The organism is Devosia sp., assembly GCF_040509215.1.
Lineage (GTDB): Bacteria > Pseudomonadota > Alphaproteobacteria > Rhizobiales > Devosiaceae > Devosia.
In genome coordinates this window covers 1-20,587 of sequence record NZ_JBEVLL010000193.1, presented here as the reverse complement: position 1 = coordinate 20,587, position 20,587 = coordinate 1, and the positions used below count along the sequence as shown (strand labels likewise).

The 20,587-nt window shown below is 61.8% G+C and carries 19 protein-coding genes; 12 read left to right on the top strand and 7 right to left on the bottom strand.

What is annotated here, in order from left to right; translation table 11 throughout:
* A partial coding sequence (locus ABW043_RS10775) for an ABC transporter permease (protein ID WP_353921212.1) occupies window positions 1–1,538 on the top strand: 1,538 nt, incomplete at its 5' end.
* On the opposite strand, the gene ABW043_RS10770 is transcribed toward ABW043_RS10775, so the two are convergent.
* Window positions 1,535–2,521 carry an ABC transporter ATP-binding protein gene (locus tag ABW043_RS10770; RefSeq protein ID WP_353921211.1) on the bottom strand — a complete coding sequence of 329 codons (987 nt, stop codon included), beginning with the start codon at window positions 2,519–2,521 and terminating at the stop codon, window positions 1,535–1,537. The two genes, ABW043_RS10775 and ABW043_RS10770, sit on opposite strands and share 4 nt — an antisense overlap.
* Before the next feature lie 251 nt (window positions 2,522–2,772).
* On the opposite strand from ABW043_RS10770, the gene ABW043_RS10765 reads away from it, so the two are divergent.
* The 4 genes from ABW043_RS10765 to ABW043_RS10750 all read left to right on the top strand — a co-directional run bounded on the left by ABW043_RS10765 (window position 2,773) and on the right by ABW043_RS10750 (window position 6,374).
* On the top strand, window positions 2,773–3,345 hold the full coding sequence (locus tag ABW043_RS10765) for a TetR/AcrR family transcriptional regulator (RefSeq protein WP_353921210.1): 573 nt from the start codon (window positions 2,773–2,775) through the stop codon (window positions 3,343–3,345).
* A gap of 45 nt (window positions 3,346–3,390) precedes the next feature.
* Window positions 3,391–4,242, top strand: a complete 852-nt coding sequence (locus ABW043_RS10760; RefSeq protein ID WP_353921209.1) for a metallophosphoesterase — start codon at window positions 3,391–3,393, stop codon at window positions 4,240–4,242.
* Between the two features lie 28 nt (window positions 4,243–4,270).
* Window positions 4,271–5,569, top strand: a complete 1,299-nt coding sequence (locus ABW043_RS10755; RefSeq protein ID WP_353921208.1) for an ABC transporter substrate-binding protein — start codon at window positions 4,271–4,273, stop codon at window positions 5,567–5,569.
* A 70-nt stretch (window positions 5,570–5,639) separates the two neighbouring features.
* Window positions 5,640–6,374: a tyrosine-protein phosphatase gene (locus ABW043_RS10750; RefSeq protein WP_353921207.1), complete on the top strand. Its 735-nt coding sequence runs from the start codon at window positions 5,640–5,642 to the stop codon at window positions 6,372–6,374.
* Window positions 6,375–6,379: 5 nt separating this feature from the next.
* On the opposite strand, the gene ABW043_RS10745 is transcribed toward ABW043_RS10750, so the two are convergent.
* The gene (locus ABW043_RS10745) at window positions 6,380–6,949 is read right to left on the bottom strand and encodes a TetR/AcrR family transcriptional regulator (RefSeq protein WP_353921206.1); all 570 of its coding nucleotides are present in this window, start codon (window positions 6,947–6,949) and stop codon (window positions 6,380–6,382) included.
* Between the two features lie 150 nt (window positions 6,950–7,099).
* Here ABW043_RS10745 and ABW043_RS10740 point away from each other — a divergent pair, with 150 nt between their 5' ends.
* The 7 genes from ABW043_RS10740 (at window position 7,100) to ABW043_RS10710 (ending at window position 14,610) form a co-directional block, all read left to right on the top strand.
* Window positions 7,100–7,969 (top strand): metallophosphoesterase, encoded by an 870-nt coding sequence (locus ABW043_RS10740; protein WP_353921205.1) that lies wholly within the window; start codon window positions 7,100–7,102, stop codon window positions 7,967–7,969.
* Window positions 7,970–7,986: 17 nt separating this feature from the next.
* On the top strand, window positions 7,987–9,291 hold the full coding sequence (locus ABW043_RS10735; RefSeq protein ID WP_353921204.1) for an ABC transporter substrate-binding protein: 1,305 nt from the start codon (window positions 7,987–7,989) through the stop codon (window positions 9,289–9,291).
* 105 nt (window positions 9,292–9,396) lie between these two features.
* Window positions 9,397–10,317: a carbohydrate ABC transporter permease gene (locus tag ABW043_RS10730; protein ID WP_353921203.1), complete on the top strand. Its 921-nt coding sequence runs from the start codon at window positions 9,397–9,399 to the stop codon at window positions 10,315–10,317.
* On the top strand, window positions 10,307–11,173 hold the full coding sequence (locus ABW043_RS10725; protein WP_353921202.1) for a carbohydrate ABC transporter permease: 867 nt from the start codon (window positions 10,307–10,309) through the stop codon (window positions 11,171–11,173). Before ABW043_RS10730 ends, ABW043_RS10725 begins: the two co-directional genes overlap by 11 nt.
* Window positions 11,173–11,904 carry a tyrosine-protein phosphatase gene (locus tag ABW043_RS10720; RefSeq protein ID WP_353921201.1) on the top strand — a complete coding sequence of 244 codons (732 nt, stop codon included), beginning with the start codon at window positions 11,173–11,175 and terminating at the stop codon, window positions 11,902–11,904. The genes ABW043_RS10725 and ABW043_RS10720 overlap by 1 nt, the downstream gene beginning before the upstream one ends.
* Window positions 11,904–13,028: a sn-glycerol-3-phosphate ABC transporter ATP-binding protein UgpC gene (gene ugpC, locus ABW043_RS10715; RefSeq protein ID WP_353921200.1), complete on the top strand. Its 1,125-nt coding sequence runs from the start codon at window positions 11,904–11,906 to the stop codon at window positions 13,026–13,028. The genes ABW043_RS10720 and ugpC overlap by 1 nt, the downstream gene beginning before the upstream one ends.
* Window positions 13,029–13,299: 271 nt before the next feature.
* Window positions 13,300–14,610: a putative bifunctional diguanylate cyclase/phosphodiesterase gene (locus ABW043_RS10710; protein ID WP_353921199.1), complete on the top strand. Its 1,311-nt coding sequence runs from the start codon at window positions 13,300–13,302 to the stop codon at window positions 14,608–14,610.
* On the opposite strand, the gene murB is transcribed toward ABW043_RS10710, so the two are convergent.
* The 5 genes from murB to ftsH form a co-directional block, all read right to left on the bottom strand.
* The gene (gene murB / locus ABW043_RS10705) at window positions 14,607–15,626 is read right to left on the bottom strand and encodes a UDP-N-acetylmuramate dehydrogenase (protein WP_353921198.1); all 1,020 of its coding nucleotides are present in this window, start codon (window positions 15,624–15,626) and stop codon (window positions 14,607–14,609) included. The two genes, ABW043_RS10710 and murB, sit on opposite strands and share 4 nt — an antisense overlap.
* Before the next feature lie 40 nt (window positions 15,627–15,666).
* The gene (gene denD / locus ABW043_RS10700; protein WP_353921213.1) at window positions 15,667–16,650 is read right to left on the bottom strand and encodes a D-erythronate dehydrogenase; all 984 of its coding nucleotides are present in this window, start codon (window positions 16,648–16,650) and stop codon (window positions 15,667–15,669) included.
* A 118-nt stretch (window positions 16,651–16,768) separates the two neighbouring features.
* Window positions 16,769–17,497 carry a hypothetical protein gene (locus tag ABW043_RS10695; RefSeq protein WP_353921197.1) on the bottom strand — a complete coding sequence of 243 codons (729 nt, stop codon included), beginning with the start codon at window positions 17,495–17,497 and terminating at the stop codon, window positions 16,769–16,771.
* 101 nt (window positions 17,498–17,598) lie between these two features.
* Entirely contained in the window at window positions 17,599–18,942 is a 1,344-nt protein-coding gene (glmM, locus tag ABW043_RS10690) for a phosphoglucosamine mutase (protein ID WP_353921196.1), read from the bottom strand.
* Window positions 18,943–19,053: 111 nt separating this feature from the next.
* On the bottom strand, window positions 19,054–20,587 hold a 1,534-nt coding region (ftsH, locus tag ABW043_RS10685), incomplete at its 5' end, for an ATP-dependent zinc metalloprotease FtsH (protein ID WP_353921195.1).

Sequence of the window (20,587 nt, the reverse complement as noted above, 5' to 3'; positions counted from 1 at the left end):
CCCGGCTGATGCGCAGCGCCACGCAGAAAGCCATTTTCAACACGCTCGATACCGCGCTTTTCGGCGCGCTGCTGGCGCTGGCCATCGGAGCGCCCTTTGCCTTTCTCGTCGCGCTGACGGACATGCCGCTCCGGCGCGCACAAGGCTTTATGCTGCTGCTGCCGCTGATGATCGCGCCGCAGGTAACGGCGCTGGCCTACATGCAATTGCTGGGGCCTTCGAGCGCCCTGCTGGGTACTTTCGGCCTCGCCCCGGCGCCGGGCACGGCCAACCCCCTGCTGGGTCGCGGCGGCATTATTCTGCTTTACGGCGTCCAGCACGCTCCCATCGTTTTCATTACCCTCCGCGCCGGGCTCACCGCCCTGCCGCGCGATTATGTCGAGGCCGCACGGGCAGCAGGCGCAAGACCGCGGCGGGTCCTGCTAACCGTCATCATTCCCCTGCTGCGTCCCTATTTCGTCGCGGCGTTGGCACTGGCCTTCGTTTCCGGCGTCGGCAATTTCGGCATTCCGGCGCTCCTCGGCATGCCGGCCAATTATTTTACGCTGGCGACGCTTATCTACCAGCAATTGGCGGGCAATGGCCCCAGCGTGTTGCCGCAAGTGGCCATGCTGTCGCTTGTTATAGCCGCGATCGCCATTGCCGGCATTGCTCTGCAGACGGTAGGCCAGAGCAGAGCAGGCTTTGCCATTGCACGCGGAATGCCGGCGCGGTTCGCGCTCAATGCCTGGCGCTGGCCGGCGGCCCTGATGGGCCTAGCACTGATCGGTGCCATTCTCATCCTGCCGCTTCTGGCTTTAGTGACCACCTCGCTGGTGCCGGCCTATGGCGTGCGCCTCAGCCTTTCCACACTCACGCTCGACAACTATGCCGAGGTGCTCTTGCGGCAGGCGTCCACCGTTCGCGCCTTTTTCAATTCGTTCTATCTCTCGGGCCTTGCAGCGCTGATCCTTGCCCTCTCTGCCGTACCTGTCGCCCTCGGCCTGCGCCACCTGCCGCCTCGGGCGCGGTCGGGCCTACACGGGCTTGTCGACCTGCCTTATGCGCTGCCGGGCATCGTCCTCGCCATTGCCTGCATCCTGCTTTTCCTGCGGCCCCTGCCGCTGATCGGCAGCCTCTACAACACGCCCTGGATCATTCTCGTCGCCTATCTCATGCGCTTTGCCGCTCTCGCCCTGCGCCCGGTCGATGCCGCTTTGGGCCAGATACCGCCGCAAATGAGCGAGGCCGCCGCTGCCGCTGGAGCAGGAAGCTGGCGCCGATTGCTGACCATTACACTGCCCCTGGCCGCACCCGCCGCTGTCGCCGGAGCACTACTGGTTTTCATGAGCGCCTTCAACGAATTGACCGTGTCCGCCCTGCTCTGGTCCAATCGCAACGAAACCTTGGGCGTCATCCTCTTCTCGCTCGACGAGGCTGGGCTCTCCGCCCAAGCCTCGGCCATCGCCGTGGTGACGGTGCTGGTCGTCGTGATCCTGCTTCTGGCGCTGAACAGATTGGGATCGAGGCTACCGGCAGGCGTATTGCCCTGGCGCTAGGCTGGCACGCTCCAGGCATCGTCGACAGTAAGATGCACGTGTTCACCGATAGCCAGCTGTCTCGGCAGGTCGGCGAAAAGCGTGTCGCCATTGGCGAGCCGCAGCGTCGTCTCGTAGCTCGCGCCCGTGTAGCGCACCCGTTCCGCCGAAGCGGGGAGACCATTTTCCGCCAGATGCACGGCATGCGGGCGCACGAGCACTTTGCCATTCGGCACTGGAAGGCCGCGAACGGGAAAGCCATGGCTCGCCGCGACGAGCGACCCGCGGCCGACAAAGCCGGCGACCATGGCATTGGCCGGCTCGGCATAGATTTCTTCGGGCGTGCCGATCTGCTGCACGCGGCCGCCATCGAGCACCACGATGGTATCGGCCAGCGCCAGGGCCTCGGACTGATCATGCGTCACGAAGACAATGGTGGCGCCGGTGCGCTCATGGGTGTCGGCGAAGACATCAAGCATGGCAGCACGTAAGTGCACATCCAGATTAGCCAGCGGCTCATCGAGCAAAATGATCTTCGTGCCGGTAACGAGACATCGGGCGAGCGCAACCCGCTGGCGCTGCCCGCCTGACAGGGCGTCCACACTGCGGTGCTCGTAGCCCCTGAGCGAAACCACGGCCAAGGCCTCGGCCGTCCGGCGCTCGATTTCGTCGCGCTTGAAACCGCGCCCCTTGAGCGGATAGGCGACATTGGCGGCGACATCCATATGCGGCCAGAGCGCATAGGACTGGAAGACGATACCCAGATTTCGCTCTTCCGGCGGCACCATGCGCACCCCGTCTGCCATGACATTGCCATCGAACCGCACCACCCCGGTGCTGGGCTGCTCAAAGCCGGCAATGAGGCGCAGCAGGGTCGTCTTACCGCAACCGGAAGGCCCGAGCAGGGCGGTGAAAGAACCTGCAGGAAATTGCAGCGAGATATCGGTAAGAGCCCGGTTATCGCCGAAGGACTTGCCGACGGCATCAAGTGTGATCGTGGTCATCGCGCCTGACTAGAGATGATCCATGACATTTCGGCGACGTGCCCGGTCGCCATTGGTTTTCGATGGATTTCCATCCACTTGTGCTTGTCCGGCAGGGCCGGCCCCGAGCAAGCAATGGCGGGGTCATCGGCCTGTCACATCAGGGGCGCTAGTGGGCCACCATGACACTGAGCCACACGCAAGAGAAACTCCGGGCTGCCTGCGAATTCTTGTTATCGGTAGCGCAGCATCCCGACGAGGTGACGGTGCGCATGATCACACAGCGTGCGGGCACCAATGTCGCCTCAGTGAACTATCATTTCGGCAGCCTGCAGCATCTCATCTTTTCGGCCGCCGAACGCGTCTACCTCAGGCTCAATGCCGAGCGGCTGGCGCTGCTGCAGGCAACGGTCAAGCGGGCCCATCCCCATCCTGCCGGCGCTGGTGAACTGATCGCCGCGCTGGTCGGTCCTTCTATCCGCTGGAGCCTTGATCCCGCATCCAGCTATGGCGTGTTGCGACACATGACGACGCTCGCCCAGGCCAGTGACCATCCGGAAATCTTTCGCCCGATGATCGAAGACATCGAGCACCATCGGCAGTTCATTCCGCATTTCCAGAAGATCGCGCCCTGGCTCAGCGAGATCGATATCGGCTTTCGAATTTCGTGCCTTCTCGGCGTACGCACGCAGATGACGCGCAATCGCCACCGGACGGACGAATTGACCGGCCACAACCTCGATCTCGGCGACCCGAACACCGTTATCGCGCAGGTCGTGGCAGCAACGGCTCCGATGTTCACGGTGCCGATTTCAAACGCTGTTCCAAACCCGTCACGTCCCTGAGACAGGTTGGGTCTAGGTCCTGCTCCACATTTCGGAGCATGACCTATGGCAGAGACGACCTTCATCCACATGACCGACCTGCATGTCGGCAATCCCGCTGTTGTCGACGACCATTTGTTCAGCGACACCTCGGCCACGCTGACGCGCGTGCTCGAACTCATCGCGACGATGGATGAGAAGCCAAAATTCATCGTCGCCAGCGGCGACCTCACCAATCGCGGCGATGCGGACAGCTACCGTCAGCTCAAGTCCATCATGAGCGCGACTGACCTGCCGGTGATCTATGCCATCGGCAATCACGATACCCGTCCTGGATTTTACGAAGGCATGTTCGGCCGCAGTAGCGATCTCGATATGCCCTATGACCACGAACACGTCATCGACGGCATCCATGTCATCACCCTCGACACGACGACGCCCGACCAGATCGGCGGCAGCATCGAGCCAGATCAATTCGCCTGGCTCGCCCGCGCCCTCGACAGCCACAGCGAACTGCCCAAGCTGATCGTCGCCCATCATGCCCCCGCCCTTGGCGATACACCGCCATGGGACCATTGGCGCACGATTGAATTCGGCCAATCCCAGCAACTGGCGACCCTGCTCAAGGGCCGAAACGTCCTGGGCATCCTGTCCGGCCACATCCATCACGACCGCTTTTCGATCTGGCACGGCATCCCGGTCATCGTCGGCATGGGCCAGCACGCAGCCACCGACATTCTCACCACCGACATCCTGCGCATGGTCGAAGGCGCCTCCTTCGGCATCGGCACCATCCGCTCGTCCGGGCTCACCATGGCTTTGGTGCCCCTGCCTCAGACGCGCCGCGAACTCAATCGCTACGACCTCGCCCTGCTGCGCCAGAAGCAGGAAGCGGCCCTGGCCGAAGCCAGCAAGTAATTCCCTCCTCCCAACAGGAACCCTCGCGATGCATAAGCGCACCTTCCTCAAGTTCATGGCCGCTGCCGCCCTCGGCGCCACCTCCATGACCGGCGTGGCCCACGCCGAAATGGCCGCAGAAATCACCGAACCGGTGACCATCACGTTCTACAATTACAATCTCGCCACCGCGAGCGCTGGGGCCGATGCCACCCGCGAAATGATCGCCAAGTTCGAGGAAGAAAATCCGCTGATCACGGTGGAAACTGTCGGCGTGCCGTCCAACGAAATCATCACCCGTCTTCAGGCCGACATGGCCGCGGGCCTGCAGCCGGACGTGGCACAGCTGGTGTTCCGCGACCTCATCTATCTTTCCACCGACCTTGGCGCGCAGCCGCTCGAAGATATGGCCGGCGCCGCGGGCTATGCCGAACTGGTGGATGGTCTCATCCCGCGCGGTGTCGATCTCGGCAAGGTCGACGGCAAGACTTACGGTCTTGCCTATACCTTCTCGACCCCTATCCTTTACTACAATGCGGACCTCTTCCGTGCGGCCGGTCTCGACCCGGAAAACCCGCCGAAAACCTGGGCCGAAGTGCAGACGGCAGCCGAAGCTATCGTCGAGAAAACCGATGCCGACGGCTTCTTCCCCGGCGCTTATGGCCCGGCTGACGGCACCTTCGTCTATCAGGGCATTCTCATGTCCAATGGCGGCAATGTCCGCGACGGCAACACGCTGACCTTCGCCAATGACGAAGGCATCGAAGCCGTGCAGATGCTGCGCGATATGGTCGATAGCGGTGCGCATGCCCGCCTTGATCCGGCCAATCCGCATGAAGCGTTCGCCGCGGGAAATCTGGGCATGTATCTCTATACCAGCGCCCTGCAGAACTCGCTGTCCAAGTCTGCCGAAGGCAATTGGGAACTGCGCGTTGCCGGCATGCCGGCCTTTGGCGACAAGCCGACCGCACCGACCAATTCGGGCTCGGCGCTCTATGCCTTTTCGCAGGACCCGATCAAGCAGCGCGCTGCTTACGAGCTGATGAAGTTCCTAACCTCGGACTATGGCTATACGATCATCACCTCCAAGATCGGCTACCTGCCGCTTCGCCTCGATATCGTCGATGATCCGAACTTCCTCGGCGCCTGGACCGCTGAGCACCCGCTCATCCGTCCGAACCTTGAACAGCTTTCCCGCCTGACACCCAATGTCGCCTTCCCCGGCCAGAACTATCGTCAGGCCGAGGCGATGATGAAGGAAGCCGTCACCGAAGCCGTGCTCGGCACCGGCGACGTCACCCAGACCCTGCTTGATGCGCAGGCCAATGCCCAAGGCCTGATGCCCTGATTGCGGCCGGGCGCGGCCTCCGCGGTCGCGCCCCCTTCGCTCGCAAATAACAAGAACAATGGAGGCCGCCATGACCCTGGCAGCGCCCCGTCATTGGCCCCTGCCTGACACCCACAATATTCGCGACCTCGGCGGCTACGCCCGCAGGTCTGGCGGCACCACGCAATGGCGGCGCCTCCTGCGCGGCGAGGCGCTGCATCCTCTGACGGAGGAAAGCCTCGTCGAGCTTATCGACAGCGACCTGTCTCTTGTCATCGACCTGCGCGGACCGCACGAAACCGCAGCACTCACCCACCCGTTCGTCGATCATACGTCGGTTGCCTATCGCAACATCGTTCTCTTCGACGCTCTGGCGCCGATTGCAATGGCGCAACAACCTTTCGACATGGCCCAGCGCTATTGCGAGGCGCTGGATCGGTGCGGTACACAGTTTGCCGAAGTGTTTCACGCCATCGTCCGAGCCGATCCGGGGATCGTGCTGTTTCACTGCACGGCAGGCAAAGATCGTACGGGCGTCGTCGCCGCTATGCTGCTCGCTCTGTCAGGCGTCGCGCATGAGGACATCGCGGCCGATTATGCGCTCACCGCCTCCGCCGAAGGCCTGATCGAGCAGTTACGAGCGCGCGCGCTCGCCGCGGGCAGCAATCCCGATCATGTCGAGCGCATGTTGGCCAGCGACGCGGCGACCATGGAGATATTTCTGGCCCATCTCCACTCCGCACATGGCGGCATCGAGACATATCTTGAGGCTATTGGCTTGACCGCCATCGAGATCGCGGCGTTGCGTGATCGCCTATGCGCTTGAACCCATCACGCGGCGATAGCGGACCAGCACATGTTTGCCACCAGCTCCCGATCCGCTGCGGTCAGCTTGGCATCCGTCTGTCGCCGACGCTTCAGCGTATTGCGGATCGCACCACGCACGAAGCTCATGACCATAGTTGGCGTTCCCGCTCGCACCACGCCTTCCGCCTGTGCAGCTTCGACCATGGCGACGCCATGGAGAAAGAACGGGCCGAACACGGTCTTGGCGTCGTCCATGCTGATCAGCGGATTGTTGTCGAGATAGTCGAAGAGCCGCGCCCGGTCCGCGTCTTCCCAGATAAAGTCGATATAGCGCTCGATATAGAGCCGGAACTGCTCGGCCGAGGTCAGTGTGGGGTCGGGCTCGGTCATGATCCGCGCAGTCATCTCCGCGCTCACGCGCAGATAGACACCGACCACCAGCTCTTCCTTGGACTTGAAATAGTTGTACAGCGAGCCCGTGGCAACGTTGGCCTCCTCGGCAATCGCGGCCATCGAGCATTGCAGGCCATTGCGCACAATCAACCGTGCAGCAGCCGCGAGGATGCGCTCCCCCTTGTCGACGATAACATCCATATTCTGAATGAACCTTCATTCACTTGTCATGGAGAGACGGTAGCTGTGTTCGCGTCACCGGACAAGCACTTTGTGCAAAACCATCGGTAAAACAATTAGTTAGGCGATTCAGCGCCCATTTTGCGCTGCGCCGAAGCCAGGAGACATTCCGTGTCTGAAGCTGTCACTTTCATCCATCTGACCGATCTGCATGTCGGCAATCCCGCCGTGCCGGATGATCATCTCTTCTCCGACACCACCACCACGCTGAGCCGCATTCTGGCCGAGGTGAAGACACTGGTGCCGCAGCCCAAGTTCATTGTTGCCAGTGGCGACCTGACCAATCGCGGCGACGAAGGCTCCTACGAAAACCTCAAGTCGCTGATCGCTGCTTCCGGTCTCGAGATGCCCGTGCTCTTCGCCCTCGGCAATCATGATCGCCGCGATGGCTTCTACCCCGCCATGCTCGGCCGCACCGACAATGTCGATGCTCCCTATGACCATGCCCAGGTCATCGACGGTATCCATGTGATCGTCCTCGACTCCTCCGTGCCCTCCAAGATCGGGGGCTCGTTCGAACCCGGCCAGCTTGAATGGCTCAAGACCGAACTCGAAGCGCATGCCGATCTCCCAAAGCTCCTCGTCATGCATCATGCCCCCGCGCTCGATGCCAATCCGGACATGGAATGGGAATCCCTCTCCATCGCCGACACCGAGGCCCTGCGTCAGGCGGTCGAGGGCAAGAATGTCATCGGCATCCTATCGGGTCACATTCACTTCGACCGCGTCAGCAACTGGTTCGGCATACCGGTCGTGGTCGGCATCGGCCAGCACGCCGCTACCGACGTGACCTGGCTGCATGAGGGCCTACGCATGCTCTCCGGCGCGTCCTACGCCATCGGCACGGTGCGCCCCTCGGGCCTCTCGATCACCTTTGCCCCGCAACCCGCCGAACGCCGCGAACTGACCAGCTTCACCTGGGTCGGCATGGCCGAAATGCTCAAGAAATACGAAGACGGCAACGCCGTCGCCGCCGAGTGAACCGAAAGACCACCATCATGAACCGCAAGACTTTTCTCGCAGGCCTCTCGGCCCTGTTCGTCGCCGGTATTTCGCTTCCGGCCATGGCCCAGTCCATGCCCGCGACCGTCGACCAGCCCGTGACCATCAACTTCTACAACTACAACCTCGCCAATGCCGGTACCGGCGCCGAGGCCACCAAGAAGCTGCTGGCCGAATTCATGGCCGCCAACCCCAATATCACCGTGGAAGGCATTGGCTATTCCGCCGCCGATGCCAGCCGCATCCAGGCCGATCTGGCCGGTGGCATGTCGGTCGATCTGGTCCAGACCGTGTTCAGCGATCTCGACTTTTCGATCCACAACTTCGGCGCCCTGGCGCTGGAAGATATCATTCCGGCTGACGAACTGGCCGCCCACTTCGAAGGCATGAGCCCCAACGGCCTCAAGCTTGGTGTGCTCAACGACAAGACCTATGGCCTTGCCTACACCTTCTCCACTCCCGTTCTGTTCTACAACGCAGACCTGTTTACCGCTGCCGGCCTCGACCCCAACAGCCCGCCCAAGAACTGGGCCGAGCTCAAGGCCGCAGCTCTCACCATCAAGGAAAAGACCGGCGCCATGGGCTTTACGGCCGGCGCGCTCGGCTCAGGTGCCGGCGGTTCGGACTGGATGTTCCAGGGCATCGTGCGCTCCAACAATGGCGAAGTGATCTCGCGCGACCGCACCACACTCAAATTTGCCGAACCCGAAGCTGTCGAAGCCGTGCAGACCCTGCGCGACCTCTATGACGCTGGCGTTTACGAAAACGTCGATTTCAACGGCGCGCTCGACAACATGGCTTCGGGTAATATGGCCATGTACCTCCAGACCAGCGCCCTCCAGGGTGCACTGGTGGCCGGCGCTACCGGCAAGTACGACCTGCGTGCGACAACCATGCCGGCCTTTGGCGACAAGCCCACGCGCCCGAACAATTCGGGTAGCGCCCTGACCATCCATGCGGCCGATCCGCTTAAGCAGCGCGCCGCCTGGGAGCTGATGAAGTTCCTGACGTCCAAGCACGGCTACACCGTCATCACCTCGGAAATCGGCTACCTGCCCCTGCGCACCGATATCGTCGATGACCCGGCCTACCTCGGCGAATGGGTCAAGGCGCATCCGCTCGTGCAACCCAATCTCGAGCAGCTTGCCCGTCTCGAACCGTGGGACGCCATGCCGGGCCCGAACTATCGCCAGATCGTCAAGACGATGATCGAAGCCGGCGAAATGGCCGTATTCGGCGGCGCCGATGTCGCGGCAACCATGGCCGATGCTCAGGCCAATGCCCAGGCATTGATGCCGTAACCCCTTGGCCCGCCGCAATCCGCCCCGGTCGATGTTGTCCCTGCATCGACTGAAGTGTGCGGAGCGGCGGGCCAAACCCTTGTTTCTGCAACTGGAGTGCGACACATGGCTCTCGCTTCCGCCGGCCCCACGCGCCTGAGGCGAATGACCCAGTCCCGCTGGGCGCCCTGGCTTTATCTCTCGCCGGCCCTGATCACCCTCGTGGTCTGGATTTACTGGCCGCTTTTTGACGCGCTCCGGCTCAGCTTCTATCAGTGGAACATGCTGCCCACCTCGCCGCAGACCTTTGTCGGCTGGGAGAATTATGCGCGCATTTTCGCCCTGCCCAAATTCTGGCAGGCCCTGCGCAATACCGGCGTCTATATCATCGGCCTCCTGCCGCTCGCCGTGCTCATTCCACTGGCCATTGCCATCTACACCCACGATCTGCCTGAGCGTTCGCGCAATATCTATCGCGCCATCATCTTCGTGCCGATGATCATCGCCCCGGTGGTTGGTGCCGCCGTCTGGCGCTGGCTGCTCGACCCCGGCTATGGCCTTGCCAATCAGATGCTGAAGGGAATTGGCCTCGATCCCATCAAATTCCTCTCAGACCCCAAGATTGCCATCTGGACCGTGATCGTCATCACCGGCTGGAAGCTGATGGGTTTTTCGACGCTCATCCTCTCGGCCGCCAATGCCAATATCAACCCATCACTGGTCGAAGCAGCCCGCATGGATGGCGCGAGCAAGTGGGAAGTCATCCGCGACGTTCGTCTGCCGCTCCTCTCCTCCACCGTGCTGTTCCTGGTCGTCATGACCATTCTCCTCGGCGCGCAGTGGAGCTTTACCTATATCAACGTGCTCACCGGCGGCGGCCCGCTCGGATCGACCACCAATATCTACTATCTCCTCTGGGATTTTGGCTTTTCGACCATGTCGGTAGGCTGGGGCTCGGCCTCGGCGGTCATTCTCTTCCTCGGCTTCGGCGTCGTGGCCTTCGTGCTGTTCCGCCTGATCGACAGGTATTCCTTCCATGACAACTGAAGCTCTAGCGCGCCCCATGGCGCGTCCGCTCCGCCGCATCTCCGAGCGCTCCGGCCTCAACACCGCAGCCGGCCACGTGCTGATGGTGCTGCTCTCGATCTTCTGCCTGTTCCCGGTCTACTGGATGCTCGCCAGCTCCTTCCGCCCGGCCAATGCCATGTTCGAGACCAGCCTCTGGCCCACGACCATGTCGCTGGACAACTACACCCAGGCAATCGACGCGATCCCTATCGCGCGCATGCTGTTCAACACGCTGGTCTTTTCGGCGCTCTCGACGGTCTTCCAACTGCTGACCGGCATCCTTGCCGCGTTTGCTTTTGCGCGCTGGAAGTTTCCATTCGACAAGCTGGTCTATACGGCAGTCGCCCTCACCTGGCTCGTACCCTTCCAGGTGGTGATGATCCCCAATTATCTGCTCGTGGCGCAGATGGGGCTGCTCGACAATATCATCGCGCTGATCCTGCCCAACCTCGCCGCGGCGCTCGCCATTCTGCTGCTCGCGCAAGCCATGCGCGGCTTCCCCAAGGAAGTCATGGAAGCCGCCCGCATGGACGGCGCCCGTAACTGGCGCATTCTCTGGGAAGTACTGGTGCCTAACCTGCGCGGTACCATCGCCTCGCTCGCCATCCTCATCTTCATCTCGACCTGGAACGAGTATTTCTGGCCGCTGCTCTTGAGCCGAACCGCCGAAAATTCCGTCGTCCAGATCGGCATCCAGATGTTCATGACCGCCGAAGGCAACCAGTGGGGCCCGCTCATGGCCGCCTCGACGCTGGCCAGCCTTCCGGTCCTCCTCATCTACATCGTCCTGCAGCGCCAGGTCGTCCAATCCTTCATGAAATCCGGTATCCGCTGATGCACACCACCCGCCATATTCCCATCCCCGGCACCCACAACATCCGCGATCTCGGCGGCTACGCCACCGCAACCGGCCCGACCCAGTTCCGCCGCCTGCTGCGTGCCGATGCGCTGCACCGCCTGGATGAAACCGGCGTCGCCACACTCATAGATACCGGCGTCACCACCGTTATTGATCTTCGACATGACGATGAACTGGCTCACCAGCCCAACCCCTTCGCCTCGCATGGCGCGGTTCGCTATCACAATGTTTCGCTGCTCGCCGGCCTCGCGCCGAGCCTGATGAGCGAGGGCGACCTGCTGCTCGAACTCTACCAGTCGGCACTCAGCCAGCGTCAGAGTGCAATTGCCGAAGTGCTGACGCTGATCGCCGATGCACCGACCGGTACGGTGCTGTTCCATTGCACTGCCGGCAAGGATCGCACCGGCATTATCGCCGCGCTCCTTCTCGGCATTGCAGGCGTCGAGACGTCTGACATTGTCGATGACTATGCCCAGACCGCAGCGCTGATCGCGCCGATCGTTGCCGACATCACCGAAGGCGCCGTCGCCCGCGGCGCTGACCCGGAAAGCTTCAAGCGTTTTCTGGCCTCCGAGCCGGAGACCATGGTCGCGACCCTTGCCTTCATCGAAGCCGAATTCGGCTCCGTCCCGGCCTATCTCGCCCTGATCGGCCTCGACGAAGCCGCCATCACCCGCCTGCGCAACCGTCTCCTGGGAGAAATCTGATGGCCGATCTGACAATCACCAGCGTCAAGAAATCCTATGACGGCAAGCCGGTGCTGCACGGCGTTGACATTGCCATTCCCGACGGCCACTTCGTCGTCATCGTCGGCCCCTCGGGCTGCGGCAAGTCCACCCTGCTGCGCATGATCGCCGGGCTCGAAGACATCACCTCGGGCGAGATTTCCATCGGCCGGATCGTCATGAACGACATCGAGCCGTCCGATCGCGGCTGCGCCATGGTGTTCCAGAACTATGCGCTCTATCCGCACATGACGGTGCGCCAGAACATTGCCTATCCCCTCCGCATCGCCAAGCTGCCGCAGGCAGAACGCGACAAGCGCGTCGAACACGCGGCAAAAATTCTCAACCTGACGGACTATCTCGATCGCCGCCCAGCCCAGCTTTCGGGCGGCCAGCGCCAGCGTGTCGCCATGGGCCGCGCTATCGTGCGCGAGCCCGATGTCTTCCTCTTCGACGAGCCCTTGTCCAATCTCGACGCGCTCCTCCGCGTACAGATGCGCATCGAAATCAAGAAGCTGCACAAGCGCCTCAAGGCGACATCCATCTTCGTGACGCATGACCAGGTGGAGGCCATGACGCTGGCTGACACGCTGATCGTGATGAATGCTGGCCGCGTCGAGCAGATCGGCTCGCCATCCGAAATCTACCGCAAGCCGGCATCCGCCTTTGTGGCCGGCTTCATGGGCGCACCAGCCATGAATCTCTTCCCGGCCACTATTGGGGAGAATGGCGATCTGCTGATGGACGCCTTTGGCGGCAAAGTCAGCCTTGGCCGCACCAACCTGCCCCATGGTACGCTGGTCACTGCCGGCATCAGGGCTGAAAGCCTCTTGTTGAGCCAGATAGAAGGCAAGGGCCTGCCGGCAATGGTTGATCTCGTCGAAGAACTTGGTGGCTCACGCGTTGCCTACTGCACGCTCTCGGGCGCGGAAATCACGGCAACATTGCCGCCCGGAGACGAACCGCTCGAAGGCAAGACCGTCTGGCTGACGCTGCCGGCCGAAGCGCTGCACCTATACGACCGGACCACTGGATTGCGCATCGATACCTCGGTCAAGACGCAAGCGGCCACTGCCAGGAAAAACACGGAAACCGTGCCCGCTTAGTCCAAATCGCCCCGCGGATCGACTCGATCCACAGGGCGGTTTTCAACAACTGGACCGCTGAACGTCTTGCCCGCGATTCGGGCAAAAACAACATGCCTGCCGCAATACTTTCGTTACCCTAGATGGAGACTCCGCTACATATTGGCCGGGCGTAACATCTCTTAAATCGTGTTGGGTGTTGTTTAGGCCGAAGACAGCCGGCCGCAGTGGTCTGGCGCCATTTCCAATTTCGCGAGAAGAGCGTGTGAACCTGACGTCTCGGCCCAGAACGATGACGGAGACCACCAAATACTCCACCCGGCTGATCCTGGCCTACAAGATCGCCGCGGTGGCCGTTTCCGCTTTGTCCGTTTTCTGGGCTGTCATCTTTGCCCTTCAGGGCCAGGTGCTACTCTCGCTCAGCCAGATTCTTCTGACGCTTCTGTGCCTTCTCAGCCTGAAGCTGGCCAATTCCGGTCGTGTCACGACCTCGCTCTATCTCACCCAGTTCGCGCTGCTGATCTTCGTGATCGGGCTCTGCCTGATCTTCGATGTGCCCAACGCAGACCTGCCGCGGGTTTCTCATATCTTCCTGCTGCCCTTGGCCTTGGTCGGCTACATCAATTTCAAGAGCAACCCCTCGCTGTTTCAGGGCCTCCTGATCGGCTTGAGCCTGCTCAGTTTTGTCGCCCTCTCCAGTACCAACTACGCCTTGCCCTTCGCGCAGCCCATTGCCGACGAAATCAGGACATATGGCGTCTGGGTGAATTCCCTCATCGCCACCGCCCTCAGCGCCATTTGTGTCTATGCCCTGCAGGTCGAAATGGAGCGCACGGACCGACTAGCGCGTAGTCTTGGCGAGGCGCTCTGGAACAAGGAATTCGAACTGCACTATCAGCCGCAGGTCGATCGCAACGGCGGCCGCATCGGCGCCGAGGCCTTGCTGCGCTGGACCCCGACCGGCGGCAAGCCGGTTTCGCCAGCAGAATTCATTCCGGCTGCAGAACAGGCCGGGCTGATGGGCCGCATCGGCTATTGGGTGCTGCAATCGGCCATGAAAACGCTGTCGGACTGGGCCAAGTCCGACGAAACCCGCCACTTGACGCTCTCGGTCAATGTCAGCGCCAGCCAGTTCCTGGAGGATGGTTTCGAACGCTCGGTGCTGAACTTGGTCGAGACCTTCGGCGTCGACCCGACCAAGCTCAAGATCGAATTGACCGAAAGCGTCATGGTCGCCAATCCTGAGATCGTCAGGGCCAAGATGCATGTACTGCGCGCCGTCGGCATCGGCATGGCGCTCGACGATTTCGGCACGGGCTATTCTTCATTGGGCTATCTGCGCGAACTGCCGCTGACACAATTGAAGATCGACCGCAGCTTCGTGCAGTCCATGACCGACAACAAGCGCAGTGCAGCTCTGGTGCGCAGCATCATCCAGATGGGACTCGATCTGGAACTCGACGTGCTGGCCGAAGGCGTCGAAACGCGCGAGCAGGTCAGCTTCCTCACCCAGAACGGCTGCCAGGCATATCAAGGCTTTTTGTTTGGCCGCCCAGTTCCGCTCGAGGATTTCAATCGTCCCGCCGCAGCGGCCGCTGCCTAGAGGAACACCGGCTCTTCGTGCAGGGCGATACCGAAGCGCTCTTTCACGGTGGCCTTCACATGCTCTGCGAGAGCCGCAATGTCGTGGGCATCCGCCCCGCCGAGATTGATGACCACCAAAGCGTGGCGCTCCGAAATCCCGGCCCGTCCCATACGAAAGCCCTTAAGCCCGCTCTGCTCGATGAGCCAACCGGCCGAAAGTTTCGTCCGACCATCTGCCTGCGGAAAGTTGGGTGCCGTCGGAAAGGCGGCAAGCACGGGCGCCGCCTCATCAATGGTAACAATCGGGTTCTGGAAGAACGACCCGGCATTCGGCGTCGTCCGCCAATCGGGCAACTTGGCCCCGCGTAGGTGGAGAACGCGATCCATCACCATTGAAGGATCAAGCCCCGCTTGCCCCGCCAATTCGGCTAACCCCGCAAACCGCAGATTGGGTTTCCAGGGCCGCGGCAGCCGCAGACGCAGCGACAGCACGACATAGCGACCCGCATCCCGCTTGAAGACGCTATCGCGATAGGCAAAGGCGCAATCTTCGGCCGTGAATGTCCTGAAGGTCTTCTGGACGGTATCGAAGGCCACGAGGCTATCGAAAACGTCGGCCACCTCAGCGCCGTAGGCGCCGATATTCTGTACCGGCGCGGCGCCGACCGTGCCGGGGATACCGGCCAGGTTCTCGATGCCTCCAAAGCCCTGCTCGACCGTCCAGACGACGAAATCATGCCAGGTTTCCCCGGCCGCCGCCTCGACGACGACGTGATCTGTTGCGTCGACGATGATCTTGCGACCAGTCGTGGCTACGACGGCCGTGATCCCATCAAAATCTCCGGCGAGCACGACATTGCTGCCACCACCGAGGATGCGCAACGGCAGTCCGCGGTCTTGCGCCAGGGCGAAAAGCGCTGGCACCTGATCGTCCGCTTCAAGCATGGCGCCCCAACGCGATCGAGCCTTCAGCGCCAATGTGTTGCGCCCCGACAGGTCAAAATCAGGCGTGAGGTTGAGATAGGAAGTGGTCATGGCGGGGTTATAAGTGTGCTCTCGCTGGCCTGGCAATGTCTCAGCCCAAATGTCCGCCCAGCTCGTCCTCGATATGGGCGCGGATAATGTCGTCAAAGCGTTTCTCGGCGACGAATCCGAGACCTTCGGCGCGCTTGGCTGAGAAGGCCTGCGGCCACCCGGCGACAATCCCGGCAATGATCGGGTCGGGCTCGTGGCGAATGAGTTTCACCGCCCTGTCCCCGGCCACACGCCGCAGGGCCTCGATCTCGTCGCCAACAGTCGCGGCAAGTCCTGGCATGGTCAGGGACCGGCGCTGGCCGAGACTAGACGTATCCATCTCTGCAGCGTGGAGCAGGAAGCTGACGGCCGCGCGCGGGCTCGCAAACCAGTGACGTACGCTGGTATCGACCGGAAGGACGGCCTCGACACCGGCAAGGGGTTCGCGAATGATGCCGGAAAAGAAGCCCGAGGCCGCCTTGTTCGGCTTGCCCGGTCGGACCACCACGGTGGGCAGGCGAATGCCAATCCCGTCAACGAAGCCGCGGCGCGAATAGTCGGCCAGGAGCAGTTCGCAGATCGCCTTTTGCGTGCCGTAGCTGGTGAGCGGCGTCAGCGGGAACTCATCCGGGATCTCCGCCGGCAGGGGCTCGCCGAAAACCGCAATGGAAGATGTGAAGACGAGACGTGGCGCATATGCCCCCTTCTGCCCCTCAAGACGGATGGCCTCAAGCAAGTGCCGGGTGCCGTCTAGATTGATGCGGTAGCCCTTCTCGAAATCGGCCTCAGCCTCGCCGGAGACGATGGCCGCGAGGTGGAAAATGAGATCGGGACGGGAGGCGATCAGCCTGACCGCGGCCTCCGGTGCCGACAGATCGATGGCATGGGTCTCGATCGGAACCGATGCGTCAGGCGCTTGCGGGGTAACGATGTCGGCAAGCACGAGCGCCGAAATCTCCCGTCCGCCAACCTGCCCCGCCTTCAGCAGTGCCGAGGTCAGCTTGCGTCCAACCATGCCGGCTGCACCGATCACCAGAATCTTCAAGGCCATATCCTCCAATGTCCTCAGACGACGAAATCATTGCGGCGGGCTGTTGTCCATGTCGCAAAAGAAACGGCGCCCACCCGAAGGTGAGCGCCGCTGCATGGGAAGACTGACCGGATCAGTTGAAGCGGTAGCGCAGCGTGCCGCGTACTTCGTGAACCCAGGCGCCGTTAAGCGAGTAGGGCGCGACAGCGGTGTTGTTGGCGACCTGGTCGATATAGAGGCCGCGATAGCCAACGTCGGCGACGATGTGGCCGAAGTCATAGCCAACACCGACCATACCGGCAGCGGCAAGGCTCGTATTGGTGCCGTGCGTATCGGCCGGGCCAGGACCGGTCGTGATTACGTCGTTGAAGGCAAGACCGGCACCGGCACCGACATAGCCGAAGGCGCCGCCAGCAGCGCCATAACCCATGTCGCCGAAGCCGAAGTCATAATAGGCGTTCGCCAGAACGACGGTGGAGCGCAGCTGCAGGCTGTGCACGCCATTGGTCAAATTGCCCGACGTATCGGTGATATTGGCGCGCATATTGTCGTTCGCCAGATAGTCGACCGTGGCGTCGACGCGCAGGCCCGTGCCGGTTTCGTAGCCGACACCGGCGCCGACCGAGTAGCCGTAGCCATAGTCAGTGATGGCGAAGGTGCGCGGCGTTGCGGTGGGGTGGAAAACTTCCTTGGCCCACATTGCGTTGCCGGCGGCGCTGCCGCGGAGATAGAAACTGCCGGCCACGCCATAGTCGACGTCCGGAATTTCGATCACGGGCGGGTAATAGGGCATGTCCGCGGCAATTGCCGGGCCTGCCACTGCTGTTCCGGTCAACAGGAACGCAGCAATGAGCTTGCGCATGGGTTCAGTCCTTTATTTGCCACGACGCTTCGTCGATTGAGGCAAATATCGAACAAACTCGTTAAAGCTCGCTTAACCCTAGATTTTAACCCTAACAAACCCTACGCGATCTCGCGAATGGCCGCTTCGACCTGCCCGACGATGCTTTCAACGAGTGCAGCGTCATCAGCTTCACCCATGACGCGGATCACAGGCTCGGTGCCGGATGCACGCACCACGAGGCGCCCGGCAGTGCCCAAAGTCGATTCGGCGTCGGCAATCGCCTGCTTGACGTGCTTGTGGTCGAGCGGCTTGCCGGACTTGAAACGCACATTGCGCAGAAGCTGCGGCACCTTTTCGAAGCGGTGGCAGATTTCGGAAATCGGCAGGTCCTGCTGCTTGAGCACCGAGAGCAATTGCAGGGCAGCGACCAGACCATCGCCCGTGGTGGTGAAATCGGAAAGGATGATGTGGCCGGACTGTTCGCCGCCGACATTGAAGCCCTTGGTCCGCATGGCTTCGAGCACGTAGCGATCGCCCACCTGGGTGCGTTCGAGCGTCAGGCCGAGGCCGGTCAAATAGCGTTCGAGGCCGAGATTGCTCATGATGGTGGCGACGATACCGCCGCCCACCAGCATTTCGCGCTCCATCCAGCTCTGGGCAATGACGGCCATGAACTGGTCGCCATCGACCACATTGCCCTTTTCATCGATGATGATGACGCGATCCGCATCGCCATCGAGCGCAATGCCGATATCGGCGCGCACTTCCTTGACCTTGGCTGCAACGGCGTCAGGCGCGGTAGAACCGACCTTGTGGTTGATATTGTATCCATCTGGCTCGACACCGATGGCGATCACTTCGGCACCAAGCTCCCAGAGCGCCACCGGGGCGACCTTGTAAGCGGCGCCGTTGGCGCAATCGAGGACGACGCGCAGACCCGACAGATCGACGCCGCGCGGCAGCGTGCGCTTGGCATATTCGATGTAACGGGTGCGGGCTTCCTCGTCGCGATAGGCGCGGCCGATCGCCATGCCGTGTGCGAGCAGCTTTGACGTATCAGTCTCGATCAGACGCTCGATCTCGGCTTCAAGTTCGTCGCTGAGCTTGTAGCCATCGGGAAGGAAGAATTTTATGCCGTTGTCTTCGTAGGGGTTATGCGAGGCGGAGATCATGACGCCGAGGTCGGCGCGCAGCGAGCGCGTCAGCATGGCGACGGCTGGTGTCGGCATCGGCCCGAGGAAGTAGACATCCATGCCCACGGCGGTAAAGCCGGCGCCAAGGGCGTTTTCCAGCATATAGCCCGAGCGGCGCGTATCCTTGCCGATGACGACGCGGTTACGGTGATCGCCACGGACGAATTTCGTCCCGGCGGCCATGCCGACCTTCATCGCAAGATCGGGGGTCAACTTGTCGCCATTGGCCATGCCACGAATACCATCCGTGCCGAAATATTTGCGGGCCATAGCGTGTTCCCTCGAAATTGGTCTGCTGCGTTCAATACCACTTTCATGGAAGTAACGCAGTGATTTGAACAAGAAAAGGGCCACCCTTGGGTGGCCCTTGGAAAACTTGCCTCAGCTCTCCGGCTGGGGCTCCATGCCGGGCTCCGGCGGCGCATCCGGCCGCTTCTTGCCTGACTTGCCGGCGGTCGGCACACCAGTGGCCTTCGGCACGGCCGGACCGCCATCTTCAGGGCGGGTCGGCTGCTTGCCGTCCATCAGGGCCCGAAGTTCGTCGCCCGTCAGGGTTTCGAATTCGAGCAGGGCCTGGGCAATCGCTTCCCACTGGTCATTGTAGGTCGTCAGAATATTGCGGGCCGAGGCTTCGCCATCTTCGATAAGCTTGCGCACTTCCTGGTCGATCAGCTTGGCGGTGTCATCCGACATGTGCTGGGACTGGGTGACCGAATGGCCAAGGAAGACTTCCTGATCATTGGACTTGTAGCGCACGCGGCCGAGCGTTTCGCTCATGCCCCATTCCATGACCATCGAGCGAGCCAGGCTCGTCGCCATCTGGATATCGCCAGAAGCGCCCGAGGTCACCTTGGCCGGGCCAAACTTGATGATCTCGGCTTCGCGACCACCGAACAGCATGGTGAGACGGGCCAGGGCCTTCTCGCGGCTGAACGAGTAGGTGTCGTTTTCCGGCAGGGTCATCACCATGCCCAATGCGCGACCGCGCGGGATGATGGTGGCCTTGTGGATCGGGTCGATGCCGGCAACCTTGAGCGCGATGATGGCATGGCCAGCTTCGTGATAGGCAGTCAGCTTCTTCTCGTCGTCGGTCATGGCCATGGTGCGGCGCTCGGCGCCCATCATGATCTTGTCCTTGGCGTCTTCGAATTCCTGATGCGTGACAAAGCGCTTGTTCTTGCGCGCTGCCATCAGGGCTGCTTCGTTGACGAGGTTCATCAGGTCAGCGCCCGAGAAACCGGGAGTACCACGAGCCAGGACCTTGAGATCCACGTCGGGAGCCAGCGGCACCTTGCGGACGTGAACCTTAAGCACCTTTTCACGGCCGGCAACGTCGGGGTTCGGCACGACGACCTGGCGGTCGAAACGGCCGGGACGCAGTAGCGCGGGATCGAGAACGTCGGGACGGTTGGTCGCCGCGATCAGGATGATGCCTTCGTTGGCTTCAAAGCCGTCCATCTCGACGAGGAGCTGGTTGAGGGTCTGTTCGCGTTCGTCGTTACCGCCGCCAAGACCGGCGCCACGCTGGCGACCGACGGCGTCGATTTCGTCGATGAAGATGATGCACGGGGCATTCTTCTTGGCCTGTTCGAACATGTCGCGGACGCGCGAAGCACCCACGCCGACGAACATCTCGACGAAGTCAGAGCCCGAGATCGAGAAGAACGGAACGCCTGCTTCGCCGGCGATCGCGCGCGCGAGCAGCGTCTTGCCGGTGCCCGGCGAGCCCATCATCAGGACGCCCTTCGGGATACGACCACCGAGGCGCGTGAACTTCTTGGGGTCCTTGAGGAACGCGATGATCTCTTCGACCTCGTCCTTGGCGTCCTCGACGCCGGCGACGTCTTTGAACGTCACGCGGTTCTGGTGATCGCTGAGGAGCTTCGCCTTGGACTTGCCGAACGACATTGCCTTT